Annotated in this window: 16 protein-coding genes; 10 read left to right on the top strand and 6 right to left on the bottom strand. The window is 66.0% G+C overall.

Annotated elements, in window-relative coordinates:
• Positions 1 to 41 precede the first annotated feature (41 nt).
• Positions 42 to 1,685, bottom strand: coding sequence for an electron transfer flavoprotein-ubiquinone oxidoreductase (locus LC066_RS11075; protein ID WP_224898825.1), 1,644 nt, complete (start codon positions 1,683 to 1,685; stop codon positions 42 to 44).
• A gap of 97 nt (positions 1,686 to 1,782) precedes the next feature.
• Positions 1,783 to 2,298, bottom strand: coding sequence for a redox-sensitive transcriptional activator SoxR (soxR, locus tag LC066_RS11070; protein WP_224898822.1), 516 nt, complete (start codon positions 2,296 to 2,298; stop codon positions 1,783 to 1,785).
• Positions 2,299 to 2,380: 82 nt separating this feature from the next.
• On the opposite strand from soxR, the gene LC066_RS11065 reads away from it, so the two are divergent.
• The 3 genes from LC066_RS11065 (at position 2,381) to LC066_RS11055 (ending at position 4,612) form a co-directional block, all read left to right on the top strand.
• A complete protein-coding gene (locus LC066_RS11065; protein ID WP_222479110.1) occupies positions 2,381 to 2,764 on the top strand; it encodes a VOC family protein in 384 nt (127 codons plus the stop codon).
• Positions 2,765 to 2,912: 148 nt separating this feature from the next.
• A complete protein-coding gene (gene greA / locus LC066_RS11060) occupies positions 2,913 to 3,383 on the top strand; it encodes a transcription elongation factor GreA (protein WP_222479112.1) in 471 nt (156 codons plus the stop codon).
• 200 nt (positions 3,384 to 3,583) lie between these two features.
• On the top strand, positions 3,584 to 4,612 hold the full coding sequence (locus tag LC066_RS11055) for a hypothetical protein (protein WP_224898819.1): 1,029 nt from the start codon (positions 3,584 to 3,586) through the stop codon (positions 4,610 to 4,612).
• A gap of 85 nt (positions 4,613 to 4,697) precedes the next feature.
• Here LC066_RS11055 and LC066_RS11050 read toward each other — a convergent pair whose 3' ends face one another.
• Positions 4,698 to 5,678: a polyprenyl synthetase family protein gene (locus LC066_RS11050; protein ID WP_224899481.1), complete on the bottom strand. Its 981-nt coding sequence runs from the start codon at positions 5,676 to 5,678 to the stop codon at positions 4,698 to 4,700.
• Between the two features lie 106 nt (positions 5,679 to 5,784).
• Here LC066_RS11050 and LC066_RS11045 point away from each other — a divergent pair, with 106 nt between their 5' ends.
• The 3 genes from LC066_RS11045 (at position 5,785) to LC066_RS11035 (ending at position 7,111) form a co-directional block, all read left to right on the top strand.
• Positions 5,785 to 6,000 (top strand): DUF2007 domain-containing protein, encoded by a 216-nt coding sequence (locus LC066_RS11045; RefSeq protein WP_224898816.1) that lies wholly within the window; start codon positions 5,785 to 5,787, stop codon positions 5,998 to 6,000.
• Complete coding sequence (locus LC066_RS11040; protein ID WP_224898814.1) at positions 5,997 to 6,785, top strand: tRNA1(Val) (adenine(37)-N6)-methyltransferase; 789 nt, start codon at positions 5,997 to 5,999, stop codon at positions 6,783 to 6,785. The genes LC066_RS11045 and LC066_RS11040 overlap by 4 nt, the downstream gene beginning before the upstream one ends.
• A gap of 155 nt (positions 6,786 to 6,940) precedes the next feature.
• A complete protein-coding gene (locus LC066_RS11035) occupies positions 6,941 to 7,111 on the top strand; it encodes a YdcH family protein (RefSeq protein WP_085886397.1) in 171 nt (56 codons plus the stop codon).
• A 241-nt stretch (positions 7,112 to 7,352) separates the two neighbouring features.
• On the opposite strand, the gene phbB is transcribed toward LC066_RS11035, so the two are convergent.
• The 3 genes from phbB to LC066_RS11020 form a co-directional block, all read right to left on the bottom strand.
• On the bottom strand, positions 7,353 to 8,075 hold the full coding sequence (phbB, locus tag LC066_RS11030) for an acetoacetyl-CoA reductase (protein WP_224898811.1): 723 nt from the start codon (positions 8,073 to 8,075) through the stop codon (positions 7,353 to 7,355).
• A 183-nt stretch (positions 8,076 to 8,258) separates the two neighbouring features.
• Complete coding sequence (locus LC066_RS11025; RefSeq protein WP_224898808.1) at positions 8,259 to 9,434, bottom strand: acetyl-CoA C-acetyltransferase; 1,176 nt, start codon at positions 9,432 to 9,434, stop codon at positions 8,259 to 8,261.
• Positions 9,435 to 9,600: 166 nt separating this feature from the next.
• The gene (locus LC066_RS11020) at positions 9,601 to 10,422 is read right to left on the bottom strand and encodes an EAL domain-containing protein (protein WP_224898805.1); all 822 of its coding nucleotides are present in this window, start codon (positions 10,420 to 10,422) and stop codon (positions 9,601 to 9,603) included.
• A gap of 62 nt (positions 10,423 to 10,484) precedes the next feature.
• On the opposite strand from LC066_RS11020, the gene LC066_RS11015 reads away from it, so the two are divergent.
• From LC066_RS11015 to LC066_RS11000, 4 genes are all read left to right on the top strand, one after another.
• Positions 10,485 to 11,072 (top strand): DNA-3-methyladenine glycosylase I, encoded by a 588-nt coding sequence (locus LC066_RS11015; RefSeq protein ID WP_222479128.1) that lies wholly within the window; start codon positions 10,485 to 10,487, stop codon positions 11,070 to 11,072.
• Positions 11,073 to 11,222: 150 nt separating this feature from the next.
• The gene (locus tag LC066_RS11010) at positions 11,223 to 12,608 is read left to right on the top strand and encodes an aspartate aminotransferase family protein (RefSeq protein WP_224898802.1); all 1,386 of its coding nucleotides are present in this window, start codon (positions 11,223 to 11,225) and stop codon (positions 12,606 to 12,608) included.
• Positions 12,609 to 13,121: 513 nt separating this feature from the next.
• A complete protein-coding gene (locus LC066_RS11005) occupies positions 13,122 to 14,819 on the top strand; it encodes a glucan biosynthesis protein (protein ID WP_224898799.1) in 1,698 nt (565 codons plus the stop codon).
• On the top strand, positions 14,816 to 15,013 hold the full coding sequence (locus tag LC066_RS11000; RefSeq protein WP_224898795.1) for a hypothetical protein: 198 nt from the start codon (positions 14,816 to 14,818) through the stop codon (positions 15,011 to 15,013). The genes LC066_RS11005 and LC066_RS11000 overlap by 4 nt, the downstream gene beginning before the upstream one ends.
• Positions 15,014 to 15,019 lie beyond the last annotated feature (6 nt).

Below are 15,019 nucleotides of genomic sequence, written 5' to 3'. Positions count from 1 at the left end.
CCCGATGGACGCCCCCGCTCGCGGAATTGTTCCTGCGAAGTTTACATATTGGGATAGTTCGGCCCGTCGCCGCCCTGGGGTGTGGTCCAGTTGATGTTCTGGGCCGGGTCCTTGATGTCGCAGGTCTTGCAGTGGACACAGTTCTGGAAGTTGATCTGGAACCGCTTGTCGTCCCCTTCGCCGATGAATTCGTAGACCCCTGCCGGGCAGTAGCGCGCCGAGGGGCCATCGAATTTCGGCAGGTTCTCCCGCACGGGCAGCTCGGGATCGGCCAGCTTCAGGTGACAGGGCTGGCTTTCCTCGTGGTTCGTCGCCGCGAAGGAGACGTTGGTCAGCCGGTCGAAGCTGATCTTGCCGTCGGGCTTGGGATAGTCGATCGGCTTGTGTTTCGATGCCTCTTCGGTGGCCTCGGCGTCGGTCTTGCCGTGGCCCAGGGTGCCCAGCAGGGAGAAGCCGAAGGTGTTGGTCCACATGTCCATGCCGCCAAGCGCCAGGCTGGCGGTCAGGCCGTACTTGGACCACAGCGGCTTCACGTTGCGGACCTTCTTCAGGTCCTTGCCGATGGCGCCCGAACGCACCTCGTCTTCGTAGGCGGTCAGCTCATCCGAACTGCGGCCCGCCTGCAGCGCCTCATAGGCGGCTTCGGCGGCGGCCTTGCCGGACAGCATGGCGTTATGGTTGCCCTTGATGCGGGGCACGTTGACCATGCCGACCGAACAGCCCAGCAGGGCGGCGCCCGGCACGGTCATCTTCGGCATCGACTGATAACCGCCCTCGGAGATGGCGCGGGCGCCATAGGCGACGCGCTTGCCGCCTTCCAGCAGGTCCTTGACGATCGGGTGATGCTTGAACCGCTGGAATTCCATGTAGGGGAAGAGGTGCGGGTTCTTGTAGTTCAGGTGCACCACGAAGCCCACGTAGACCTGGTTGTTCTCCAGGTGATAGATGAAGGACCCGCCGCCGGCGTTCTTGCCTAGGGGCCAGCCCATGGTGTGGGTCACGGACCCTTCCTTGTGCTTGGCCGGGTCGATCTCCCAGATTTCCTTCATGCCGAGGCCGAACTTCTGCGGCTCATGGCCCTGCGACAGCTCGTATTTGTTGATCAGCTCCTTGGCGAGCGAGCCGCGCACGCCCTCGGAGATGAAGACATACTTGCCGTGCAGTTCCATCCCCGGCTCGTAGCCCGGGCCCTCGGTGCCATCCGGGTTGCGGCCGAACTCGCCGGCCACGACGCCCTTCACCACGTCGCCGTCATAGACCAGCTCGGAACAGGCCATGCCGGGGAAGATTTCCACTCCCAGCTCCTCGGCCTGTTCGGCCATCCAGCGGCAGACGTTGCCCATCGACACGATGTAGTTGCCGTGGTTGTTCATCAGCGGCGGCATGGGGAAGTTGGGCACACGGATCTGGCCCGCTTCGCCCAGCATGTAGAAGTTGTCGTCCTTAACCGGCGTGTTCAGCGGCGCGCCCTTTTCCTTCCAGTCGGGGATCAACGCGTCCAGGCCGCAGGGATCCAGCACGGCACCCGACAGGATGTGCGCGCCCACTTCCGAGCCCTTCTCCAGCACCACGACCTCCAGGTCGGAATCGAGCTGTTTCAGGCGGATGGCGGCGGACAGACCGGCGGGGCCGGCCCCGACGATCACCACGTCATATTCCATCGTTTCGCGTTGTGTCTCGGACATGTTGGCTTCCCTGTCGGCGTGGCTTTGTTATGGGCTTCGAAATTTTCTTTCGCATCGTTAGCCGCTTCGCGGCGCGCTGGTCAATTGCAACGATGCGTCATGAACTGCTGTTATCGCTCGCGTTTTCCGGCGTTTCTGCTGTGTCGTCGCCCAGCAGGTAGCGCGGTCCGGGGCCAAGGCGAGCGGCCCGGTCCCCCGGGTTGTAGAGCGCGCAACGCTCAAGAGAGAGGCAGCCGCAGCCGATGCAGCCGTCCAGATCGTCGCGCAGTTTGGTCAGCTGGGCGATGCGGCGGTCCAGGTCGGCGCGGTAATGGGCAGACAGGCGGCGCCAGTCGGCGGCCGTCGGCGTACGGCCCCGGGGCAGGGTGGTCAGCTGGGCGCGGATCTCGGCGATCGAGGCGCCCAGACCCTGGGCGATCAGCACGAAGGACAGGCGGCGGATGTCGGCCCGGTCGTAGCGGCGTTGGCCCGCCTCGTTGCGCCAGGGCGCGATCAATCCCTCGCTTTCATAGTAGCGGATCGCCGAGACAGACAGGCCCGTGCGCGTGGCCATGGCGCCGATGGGCAGGCCGTCGCGACGTGCAGTTCTGCGTATGTCATTGGATTGTCGCATTTCTTTCCCCTTGCCCTGAAGTTTACTTTAGCTGTCAGGATTGGAAAAGTCGAAATTCAGCGCAAGACAGGACACCGAAGAGATGATCCGACTGGACCACGCCAACATCACCGTGGACGACCCCGACGCGACCGCCGACTGGCTGTGCAATGTCTTTGGCTGGCAGGTGCTGTGGCGCGGGTCGGGCATCGAGGTCGGTCGGACGGTCCATGTGGGCACGGACGACAGCTATATCGCGCTTTTCACCTTCGGCGGGCCGAATGCGCCGCGTCCGGCGCGGTACCGGACACAGGGCATGCTGAACCAGCTGTCGGTGCTGACGGAGGAGGACATCGGCGCGGTGGAGGCACGGGTGGCCAACGCCGGGTTCGAGCCGATCAACCATCGCGAGGCCGGCGCGCGCCGCCGCTTCTGTTTCCTCGACCACGATGGAATCGAATGGGAAGTGGCGGCGCGGCAGGGGTAGCGTGCCACCGCCCACGCGCAGGCGCGCCACGTCGGCAGCGCCCGCAATTCGCTTGCAAAGGCGCCCTGCTTTGGGTCAGGTAACCGAACGACGAGATTTTGAGAGAGGGGCCCTCGCAGGCCCCTTTCTCCGTGCCATGGAGGGCCGAATGGAAAAAGTACCGATGACCCGCACTGGCTTCCAGAAGCTTGAAGCCGAGTTGAAACAGTTGAAATCGGTGGAACGTCCCGAGATCATCCGCGCGATTTCCGAGGCACGGGAGCACGGCGACCTTTCGGAAAACGCCGAGTACCATTCCGCCCGCGAGAAGCAGAGCTTCATCGAGGGCCGGATCAAGGAAATCGAGGGCCTGCTGGGCCTGGCCGAGGTGATCGACCCCAAGACCCTGTCGGGCAGCATCAAGTTCGGGGCCACCGTCACCCTGGTCGACGAGGATACGGACGAGGAGAAGACCTGGCAGATCGTGGGCGAGCAGGAGGCCAATATCGAGAAGGGCCTGCTGAACATCCGCTCGCCCATTGCCCGGGCGCTGATCGGCAAGGAAGAGGGCGATTCCGTCGAGGTCCGCACGCCGGGTGGTGAAAAATCCTACGAAGTGCTGAAGATCAGCTATCAATAAGACGAACGCGGACGAAACGGACATCTGCCTTGACCAAGCCAGGCGGCGATAGCCCCGCGCAGCTGCAGGGCGGACCAGCAGAGACGGCGCCGGAGAGGCGCCGCGGTCTTGCGCAGACCCGGTTCGGCACGAAGAAGCAGCTTGGGGACGGGGCCGCGGAGGCCCGGTCTCCGGGTCCCAGTGGTCTGCAGAGGGCCGGAATGAGCGAGAGCCAGACAAGCAAGCCGACCCTTGTCGGTGCCTATGAAAGCAAGCACCGCCCGGGACTGTCAGTGGCCGAAGCGGTCGCAGTGCTGGCCAGCCTGGCCTGGGCCCTGGGCGCGGCGGTCTATTTCCTCTTTCTCTACGACGCGGATGCGGGCGACGGTGAACGCCTGCGGTCGCTGCAACTGGTGCTGACGGTCTTTGCCGTGCTGATGCCGGTGGCGATGATCTGGGTGGCGGCGATGGCCGCGCGTTCGGCCCGGGTCATGCGCGAGGAGAGCCTGCGGCTGCGCACCGCCATCGACGCGATCCGCCAGGCCTATGTCAGCCAGAACCAGAAGGGGGGCGACGCCTCGATCGCGCGCAAGCTCGACGAGATCGCCATGGCGCAGCGCAAGACCGAGACGGCGTTGCTGACCTTCTCCTCGATCCGCGATCATTCCGCCCCGGCCGATGCCGCGCCGCAGCCGGCGCTGGCGACCCCCGCGCCCAGGCCGCAGGATGCGGACCAGGCGCCGCTGCCCCTGGGCACGCCGGAAGAGGCGCCGCAGGTGCCGGTGGTGAAGGACGATTTCGTCCGTGCCCTGAACTTCCCCGAGACGGCGGAGGACGAGGAGGGATTCGCCGCGCTGCGCAAGGCGCTGAGGGATCGGCAGACCGCCCTGCTGATCCAGGCGGCGCAGGACGTTCTGACCCTGCTCAGCCAGGACGGCATCTACATGGATGACCTGCGCCCCGACACCGCGCGGTCGGAAATCTGGCGTCGCTTCGCGGCCGGGGAGCGGGGCCGCCAGATCGCGGCCCTGGGTGGCATCCGCGACCGCAGCTCGCTGGCGCTGGCGGCGGGCCGGATGAAACAGGATCCGATCTTCCGCGACGCGGCGCATCATTTCCTGCGCCGCTTCGACAAGATGTTCGTGGAATTCGAGAAGACCGGCAGCGACCAGGACATCCAGGATCTGGCCGACACCCGCACCGCCCGCGCCTTCATGCTGCTGGGACGGGTGGCGGGGATCTTCGACTGATCCCGCTTGCAGGAGACATGAACAAGGCGCGTCCGGGCTAACCGGCGCGCCTTTTTCGCATCCTGGGGACGGATCGTTCGCCGGCTCAGTTCAGCCGGGCGACCACGTAGGCGGCGAGATCCGAAAGGGTGTCTCGCAGCTCGCTCTGCGGCAGGACCTGCAGGGCGCTGCGGGCTGTCTCGGACCAGTCCAGCGCGGTCTGGCGGGTGCTTTCCAGCGTGCCATGCTTTTCGAACAGCGCCATGGCCTGATCCAGGTCGCCCTCGACCTGCTTGCCGCGGGCGATGGTGCGGGTCCAGAAGGCCATTTCCTCCTCATCCGCCGCCGCGATGGCGCGGATCACCGGCAGGGTCATCTTGCGCTCGCGGAAGTCGTCGCCGACGTTCTTGCCGGTCTGGCCGCTGTCGCCCAGGTAATCCAGCAGGTCGTCCGCCATCTGGAAGGCGATGCCCAGGGCGTCGCCATAGGTATAAAGCGCCTCGATATGCTCTTCCGGGGCCTCGGCCAGGACGGCGCCCGATTGCGTCGCCGCCGAGAACAGCGCGGCGGTTTTGCCGCGCACCACCGTCACGTAGGTGTCCTCGCTGGTGGTCAGATCCTGCGCCACGGAAAGCTGCAGCACCTCGCCCTCGGTGATGACCGCCGCCGCCGACGACAGGATGTCGAGGACGCGCAGGTTGCCGGGCTCGACCATCATCTGGAAGGCACGGGCAAAGAGGTAGTCACCGACCAGCACCGAGGACTGGTTGTCCCACAGCAGGTTGGCCGTGGGCCGGCCGCGCCGCTGCTGGCTTTCGTCGACCACGTCGTCGTGCAGCAGGGTGGCGGTGTGGATGAATTCCACCGTGGTGGCCAGGTGGATGTGGAAGGGGCCGGTGTAGCCGCACATCTTGGCCGCGGCCAGAACCAGCATCGGGCGCAGGCGCTTGCCGCCGGCCTCGATCAGGTGGGCGGTGACCTCCGGAATGCGGGGGGCGTGCTTCGACGCCATGCGCTCCTTGATGAGGGCGTTCACCGCGTCCAGCTCATCCGACAGGGCGGCGGCCAGGACGTCGTTGGGTTTCATCTCGGCTTGGCTCACCCAGGCTCTCCCGTCATTTCATGGCCCCGGTGGGGCGGCTGGCCCGTCAAGAAACTGGCGTTCGGCGCAGGGCTTCTGTAGGGCTGGGCGCATGAAAGAGCTTCTGCGCAGCACCGATCCGACACAAATGGCATTCGCCCAGGCCCTGCTTCAGGGGGAGGATATAGACTGCTTTGAAATGGACGTAAACATGAGCGTTCTGGATGGCTCGCTCGGCATTTTGCCGCGCCGCCTTATGGTGCGCGACGGCGATTTCGACGCCGCTGCAGAGGTGATGCGGGACAACGGCCTGCCGGTCACGTCGTGAGCGCGCCGGAGGCCGTCGCTGGGGGCTGGTCCGAGGCCGAACTGAGTGCCGACAAGTTCCTGGGCGGGCGGCTGGTGTTGCGCCAGCCCCGCAAGGGCTATCGCGCCGGGGCCGATCCGGTGCTGCTGGCGGCCGCGGTGCTGGCCCGGCCGGGCGAAAGCCTTCTGGACCTGGGCTGCGGCGCGGGCACGGCGGCGCTCTGTGCCGGATCGCGGGTGCCGGGGCTGCGCCTGGCGGGGCTGGAACGTCAGCCCGCCTATGCCGAGTTGGCTCGGCGTAATGCCCGCGAGAACGGGCTGGAGATGACGGTGACCTGCGGCGACCTGTCGGTGATGCCCGAGGCGCTGCGCCAGCAGCAGTTCCACCATGTCATCGCCAATCCCCCCTACTTCCGCCGTGACGCCTCTGTCCGCGCCCGGGCCGACGACCGCGAGGGCGCCCTGGGCGAGGAAACCCCGCTGGCCCTCTGGGTCGATGCCGCCGCGCGGCGCTGCCGCCCCGGGGGCACGGTGACCTTCATCCACCGGGCCGAACGTCTGCCCGACCTGATGACCGCCTTCGCCGCCCGGCTGGGCTCGCTGGAGCTGAAACCGCTGGTGCCGCGCGCGGGGCGCGAAAGCCAGCTGGTGCTGCTGCGCGGGCGCAAGGGCGGGCGCGCCGCCTTCCGCCTGCACGCCGGCCTTCTGCTGCACGAGGGGGAGGCGCATTCGGAGCTGGGCAGCGATTACACGGATGAGGCGAGTCGCATCATGCGGGCTGCCGCCCCGCTGGAGTTCGCCGTCTAGGCGAAAAGATGCGGGCGATTTGCGCCTTTTCCCTGCCCAAACCCGCACATTTACGCCGGTTTAAGCGCTTGGGAAGGATGCTTCACCGTGGCGCGTGACAGAATTATGAAAATGTGCTGCACTGAAGATGTTCACCACAGAGAGGAGTGTCCCCAATGAGCCTGTCTTCCCATGTTGAGGAACTGAAGAAGAAACATGCCCACCTCTCGGCGGCCGTGGATGAAGCCCAACGGTCGCCCGGCGTCTCGTCCTCCGAGATCACCGCAATGAAGAAGCAGAAGCTTCGCCTGAAGGAAGAGATTACCCGCCTGGCCCCCGCGCACTGAGCGTGACCCGGGTGTGACGATCACTCTGACCGGCTTCGGCCAGGGTGCCAAGACCGAACACCTTCCTAAAATCCCCCCAAGACCCAGGGCGGCGAGCATCAGGCTTCGCCGCCCTTTCATTTGCGGGACCATGCGGATGGCCGAGGGGGCGCGGTGTCGGGGGGCACCGGCGTGACAGGGGGAGATGCAAAAAGGCGCCGGGGGCCGGCGCCTTTGAAGGGGGTCCGCTGTGCGTGCGGGCTCAGACGAAGAACTGGCCGCCGTTGGCGGTGATGGTCGAGCCATTGATGAAGGTTGCGTCATCGTCGGCCAGGAAGAGCACGCAGCGGGCGATCTCCTCCGGTTCGCCCAGGCGGCCGGTGGGGATCTGCGCGATGATCGACTCGCGCACCTTCTCCGGCACGGCCATGACCATCTCGGTCGCGATGTAGCCGGGGCAGATGGCGTTGGCGGTGATGCCGAAACGCGCGCCTTCCTGGGCCAGGGATTTCACGATGCCCAGATCGCCCGCCTTCGTGGCGGCGTAGTTCACCTGACCGAACTGCCCCTTCTGGCCGTTGATCGAGGAGATCACGATGACGCGGCCGAACTTGCGTTCGCGCATGCCGGGCCAGACGGGGTGCACGGTGTTGAAGACGCCGGTGAGGTTGGTGTTGACCACCTCCGACCACTGGTCGGGCGTCATCTTGTGGAAGGGCGCGTCGCGGGTGATGCCTGCGTTGGCCACCACCACGTCGATCGGACCCAGGTCCGCCTCGACCTTTTCGAGGCCGGCCTTGCTGTCCTCGTAGGACGAGACATCCCACTTGTAGGTGTGAATGCCGGTTTCCTCGGTAAAGGCGGCCGCGGCGGCCTCATTGCCGGCGAAGGTTGCGGCCACCTGATAGCCCGCCCCCTTCAGCGCCTTGGAAATTGCCGCGCCGATGCCGCGCGTGCCGCCGGTGACCAGAGCTGTACGAGCCATGTTTTCCTCCCACTTAAAAAATTCGCTCAGTAATACCGTTACAAAACACTATTCATTGGGGCAATAAAATTTCTTAGTCGATTTGGGTCTGCCAGGCGCCATGCTACGTGTTTTCACGTATCTGAGACGATGAAGATCACAGAAACAAGAAAGGCGCCCCGTGGGGCGCCTTTCTGTCGCAGGTCAGGGGCGTTCGAGGCACATGGCAACGCCCATGCCGCCACCAATGCAGAGCGTGGCGAGGCCCTTTTTCGCCTCGCGGCGCTTCATCTCGAACAGAAGCGTGTTGAGGATTCGGCACCCCGAGGCGCCGATCGGGTGGCCGATGGCGATGGCGCCGCCGTTCACGTTCACGATCGACGGGTCCCAGCCCATGTCCTTGTTCACGGCGCAGGCCTGGGCGGCGAAGGCCTCGTTCGCTTCGACCAGATCCAGGTCAGAGGCGGCCCAGCCGGCCTTTTCCAGTGCCTTGCGCGACGCGGGGATCGGGCCGGTGCCCATGATCGACGGGTCGAGACCGGCGGTGGCGTAGGAGGCGATGCGGGCCAGCGGTTCCAGGCCGCGCTTCTCGGCTTCCTCTGCGGACATCAGCAGCACGGCGGCGGCGCCGTCGTTGATGCCGGAGGCGTTGGCCGCGGTGACCGAGCCGTCCTTGGTGAAGGCGGGGCGCAGCTTCTGCATCGCTTCCATCGTGGCGCCGTGACGGATGTATTCATCCTGGTCGACCACGGTCTCGCCCTTGCGGGTCTTCACGGTGAAGGGAAGGATCTCATCCTTGAACTTGCCGGCGGCCTGGGCGGCCTCGGCCTTGTTCTGAGAGGCGACGGCGAACTCGTCCTGCATGTCGCGGGAGATCTGCCACTGGTTGGCCACGTTCTCGGCGGTCTGGCCCATGTGGTAGCCGTTGAAGGCGTCCCACAAGCCGTCGCGGATCATCGAGTCGATGTAGGAGACGTCACCCATCTTGGTGCCGGTGCGCAGGTGCGCGACATGAGGGGCCAGAGACATGTTCTCCTGGCCGCCGGCGGCGACAATGGCGGCATCCCCCAGCATGACGTGCTGGGCGCCCAGGGCCACGGCGCGCAGGCCCGAGCCACAGACCTGGTTGATGCCCCAGGCGGCCGATTCGATCGGCAGGCCGGCGTTGATATGGGCCTGGCGGGCGGGGTTCTGGCCCTGGCCCGCGGTCAGGACCTGGCCCAGGATGGTCTCGGAAACCTCGGACTTGTCGATGCCGGCGCGGGCGACGATTTCGCTCAGCACGGCGGCGCCCAGATCATGGGCGGGCGTGGTCGCGAAAGAACCGAGGAAGGATCCGACGGGCGTCCGGGCCGCGGATACGATTACGACATTGGTCATGTAGGTCCTCCACCTGATGGGCCGAGGCTGTCCCCAGGCCCTTGCCTTGTGGATAGAACATCTGACGCGTTGCCTCAATGGTCCATACTGCGGCGCAGCGACGCCGGCAGGGGCCGGCCCAGCCGGGAAGGGGCCGCCCGGGCACGCCGAGGCCGGTCGGGCGGGGTCAGCTGTTGCTCTTGGCCCAGGACGGGTAGAGCGTGGGAGCGGCGAAGTAGAACCCCTGCAGATACTCGATGCCGTTCTCGGCCATCCAGGCGGCATCCTCCTCCCGCTCCACCCCTTCGGCGACGGTGAACATGTCCAGTTGATGCGCGATGACCAGCAGCGCCTTCACCAGCACCTGATTGTCCGGGGTCTCGGCGATCCCGCGGGAAAAGCTGTCGTCGATCTTCAGGATGTCGAAATAGAAATCCTTCAGGTAGCGGAAGGAGGTGTAGCCGGACCCGAAATCATCCAGCGCGAAGGAGACACCGCGCGCCTGCAGGTCGCGCATGAAATAGGTGACCAGTTCCGGCACATGCATGGCGGACCGTTCGCTGATTTCCAGGATCAGCCGCTCTCCCACCGTGGGATCCGCCTGCAGGCCGCGCTGCAGGGTCAGCATCCAGTTGGGGTAGCCGATGGACCGGGCGGACATGTTGACCGACAGGCGCAAGCCGGGCGTGTCCCTCAGCGCCGCCAGCCCGATTTCCAGCGACAGGCAATCCAGGATGCGGCCCAGCTCCAGCCCCTCGGTCTGGTTGATGAATTCGCGGGCAGGAATGATGCGGCCGGCGGGGTCGAAGATGCGCAGCAGCCCTTCGTAGAAGGCGACCTGCCCGGTGTCGGCCCGCAGGATCGGCTGATAGGCCAGCGCAACCTCCCGTGCCTCGGCGGCATGGGCGACGGTTTCCAGCAGGTTGGCGTCGCGCGTGGTGACGGCGTAATTCAGCGGGTCCTCCCAGCCCTGGGGAACCTCTGTCCAGTTCGACTTGTATCCCGCCATCACTTGATGCCTCCTGACCGCGCGGGTGATAGCAGGGCAGAGGTCAACAGGGGGTTAAGTCCATGGCGCAACAGGAACTGCAACGCTGCAACTGGGTCGGGTCCGATCCGATCTACCAGGCCTATCACGACGAGGAATGGGGCGTGCCCGAACGGGACAGTCGCGCGCTTTGGGAAAAGCTGGTGCTGGACGGTTTCCAGGCTGGGCTGAGCTGGATCACCATCCTCAAGAAGCGTGACAATTTCCGCAACGCCTTCAACGGGTTCGATCCCCATGTCATCGCCGGTTGGGGCGAGGCGGAGGTGCAGGCCCTGCTGGGCGATCCGGGCATCATCCGTCACCGCGGCAAGATCGAGGCGACCATCGGCAATGCCCGCGCCTGGATCGCGATCGAGGAACGCGAGGGCTTCGACCAGTTCCTGTGGCGCTACGTCGACGGGGTGGCCCTGCAGCCCCGCTTCGCCACCCAGGCCGAGGTGCCCCCCTCGACGCCCCTGTCGGAACAGGTGTCCAAGGATCTGCGCAAGGCGGGTTTCCGGTTCGTCGGCCCGACCATCGTCTATGCCTTCATGGAGGCCTGCGGCCTGGTCAACGACCATATCGTCGGCTGCCACTGTCACGACCGCGTCGCGGCAATGAAGGCCGGCTGAAGTCGCGCGCCACGGGATCGCCCGAGCGGGCCTCTTCTTCGAATGTCGTCCGGAAAGGGGGTTCTCAAGTGGGGTCTTGCTCAATATAATGAGCGCATATTCGCGCGGGTTCGCCCGGCCTCTTCACCCCAAGCCTACAGGAACAGCCCCATGAACGAGATCTCCAACTCGCTGGTCGCGGCCGACATCGCCCATTCCATGCACCCCTACACCAACATGCGCGCCCATGAGGAGCAAGGCCCCATGGTGATCGCGCGCGGCGAGGGCATCCGTGTCTTCGACGACAAGGGCAAGGAATACATCGAGGGCATGGCCGGCCTGTGGTCCGTCGCCGTGGGCTTCTCCGAGAGCCGGCTGAAGGATGCGGCGATGAAGCAGATGGAGCTTCTGCCCTATTACCACACCTTCGCCCACAAGGCGCATGAACCCTCGATCCGTCTGGCCGAGAAGCTGGCGGAGATGACCCCGGGTGATCTGAATCACTGCTTTTTCACCAACTCCGGGTCCGAGGCCAACGATACCGTCGTGAAGATGGTCTGGTTCATGAACAACGCCCTGGGTCGCCCGAACAAGAAGAAGTTCCTGGCGCGCAACAAGGGCTATCACGGCATCACCATCGCGTCGGGCTCGCTGACCGGCCTGCCGGCGAACCACGGCGATTTCGACCTGCCCGCGATCCCCGTCACCCACCTGACCACCCCGCACCACTGGCGCTTCGCCAATGAGGGCGAGGATGAGGCCGCGTTCTGCGCCCGTCTGCTGAAGGAGCTGGAAGACACGATCGAGGCCGAGGGCGCCGACAACATCGCCGCCTTCATCGGCGAGCCGGTCATGGGCGCCGGCGGCGTCATGGTGCCGCCCGCGGGCTATTGGGAAGGTGTGTCCGATATCTGCCGCAAGAACGACATCCTGGTCGTGGCGGACGAGGTGATCTGCGGCTTCGGGCGCTGCGGCACCACCTTCGCCTGCGAAAAATACGGCTTCCAGCCGGACATCCTGGTGCTGTCGAAGCAGATCAGCTCCTCCTACATGCCGCTGGCCGCGATCATGGTGTCGGATGCCGTCTACAACGCCATCGCCGACAACACCGCCAAGCTGGGCACCTTCGGTCACGGATTCACCGGCTCGGGTCACCCCGTCGCTACCGCTGTCGGCCTGGAGAACCTGGCGATCATCGAGGAGAAGGGCCTGGTCGCCAATGCCGCCGCCCTGGAAGAGACCTTCCAGCAGGGGCTGCGCAAGGCCTTCGCCGATCACCCGCTGGTGGGCGAGGTGCGCGGCACCGGCCTGATCGCGGGGATCGAGCTGGTGGCGGCCAAGACCGTCGGCTCGGCCTTCGATCCGAAGAAGAAGGTGGGTGCGAAATGTGCCGACATCGCCGCGGAGGAAGGGCTGATCAGCCGCGCGGTGGGGGACACGATGGCGCTTTGCCCGCCGCTGATCGTCACCGAGGAGGACATTGCCGAGATCATCACCCGCATGGGCCGGGCGCTGGATCGCACGCTGGACTGGTGCAAGGCCGAAGGCCTGGTCTGACACGGTCCGGTCATTGGAAAATGACAGCGCGCGGGTCCCTTCGGGGGCCCGCGTTTTTCGTGAGACGGACAGGTCCGGATCTGTCCGGCGGGCGTGCGGCAGGCCGGGCCTGCCGCTTGGCGGACGTGGCGGTCAGGGGCCTTGCGCGGCCTGCCGCCGGAGCTGTGGCAACGACATGCGCATCGGCCGGCCCGTACCGCCGCACTGCGGCAACCACTGGCGCCTTTTCGCCCATGGCATGGGACGCCCAACACGACTCATCTGGCGCAGCACATGCCGTTGGCAGTATTCTGCCGAGCCGTAACCACCCGGAGTCGCGGCATTAATCCTGCTGCGCCCAAGAAAGACAGGCTCTTGCGAAATTGTCCGTGAACCATCGGCGGCTTTGCCGCGTTGCGGAAGGAACGTTCCGGCAGACCGCTGCCGGGATCCGGGCACGGGATTGCCTTCGCGGCCGCCGCGCGGGAGCTTTCGGTGACCCAACGGGAAAATGGTTTCATCAAGGGATATTGCATGCTGCCGAACATCTCCTCTGCCCGCCCCAAGGCGGACACCCCTTCCTCGAAGACCTCTGTCGCCACGCTGGCCGCCCGGGCCGACACCGGACCCGGCGCACTCCGTCGTCGCCAGATATTGGGCCTGCTGGCCGGTAGCACGGCGCTGGTGGGCGCCGGTCTGGCCGGGGCAGCGCGGGCTCAGGAGCAGGATGGCGCGTCCGACGCGCAGGCGCCCGATGCGTCGACTGCGCCCGAGGCCCAGCCGTTCAGCTATGAGGCCCTGATCGAGACGATGCGCCAGCGCGCGGGCGAGGACTGGCAGGCCCCTCCGAAGGCCGAGGGCTTCTTCACCGAGCTGAGCTACGACGGTTACCAGCGCATCCAGTACGACCCCAAGCAGGCCAGGTGGAACGACGGGGGGCTCTTCCGCCTTCATGCCTTCCATCTGGGCTGGCTTTTCTCCGAGGCGGTGGGTCTCTACGAGGTTACCGACGGCCAGTCGCGGCCCATGAGCTTCTCCACCGACGATTTCATCTACCACGAACCGCTGGGCATCGAGGTGCCCGAGCATCGCGAGATGCCTGGCGTGGCGGGCTTCCGGCTGGCCGCGCCGATGAACCGGGCCGACCTTTACGACGAGGTGCTGGCCTTCCTCGGGGCGTCCTACTTCCGTGCTCTCGGCCAGGGCTGCCGCTACGGGCTGTCGGCGCGCGGTCTGGCGGTGAACACCGGCCTGGCCCCCGGGGAGGAATTCCCCCGCTTCGAGAGTTTCTGGATGGAACGCCCGGCCGAGGGCGCGCAAAGCGTGACCGTTTATGCCGCGCTCAATAGCGAAAGCGTCACCGGCGCCTACCGTTTCATCGTCACCCCGGGCGATCCCACGCGGATGGAGGTCGATTGCCACCTCTTCCTGCGGCAGGAGGTCGAACAGCTGGGCATGGCGCCCCTGACCTCGATGTTCCTCTACGGGCCGGTGGATCAGGGCGATTTCGACGACTACCGCCCCGCGGTGCATGACAGCGAGGCGCTGCTGCTGGAGGTGGGCGGCCAGCGGATCTGGCGACCGCTGAAGAACCCCGGCCGGCTGGCGAATTCCTACTTCGAGGCCGACAACCCGCGGGCTTTCGGCCTGGTGCAGCGTCGCCGCGGGTTCGAACATTACCTCGACGCCGGCGCGCGTTACGATCTGCGCCCCTCGCTGATGATCCGCCCGCGCGGGGACTGGGGCAAGGGCCGGCTGCGGCTGGTCGAGATCCCGACCGAACTGGAAACCAACGACAACATCGTCGCCTTCTGGGTGCCCGATGGAGATTTCACCCCGGGCCGTGAAATCCACCTGGCCTACGACATGGACTGGGGCCTCGGCCCGGGCGAAAGGCCCGCCCGCGTCGCCGGGGTTCGGCGAAGCCTTGCCGGCCATGGCGGCGTTTCGGGCACCGAACCGGCGACGGATCGCCGAAAATTCGTTGTCGATTTCGAAGGGGCGCTTTTGCGGGAACTTCCGGCCGAGGCGGAGGTTTCGCCAGTAGTGCAGGTCACGGGGGGTGAATTGCGCGAGGTGGTGCTGAGCCCGGTGGAGGGCCGCGACATCTGGCGCCTCGTGGCCGAGGTCGCCGCCAATGGCGACGAAATCGCGGAAGTGACGGCCCATCTGGAGGGCTACGGCCAGGTTCTTAGTGAAACCTGGGCCTATCAATGGATGAGAGACGCATGAAACAGGACAATATCTTCGGGAACGGGAATACCGTCGACATGACCAGCGCCGAGGCTGTCGAAGGGCCGCACTGGGCGCCGCCGGAGGCGCCGCTGGCCATGCCGCGCCAGGTGCTGGAACGTGACGGGGCCGAGGCGCAGGGCGCAGGGCAGGGCCTTCTGGCCCGGCTGCTTCAGCCCTCGCAGTGGGCCTGAGGTTCC

This window comes from Pseudooceanicola marinus, from assembly GCF_020177265.1.
Lineage (GTDB): Bacteria > Pseudomonadota > Alphaproteobacteria > Rhodobacterales > Rhodobacteraceae > Pseudooceanicola > Pseudooceanicola marinus_A.
This window is presented reverse-complemented; position numbering and strand designations above follow the sequence as displayed.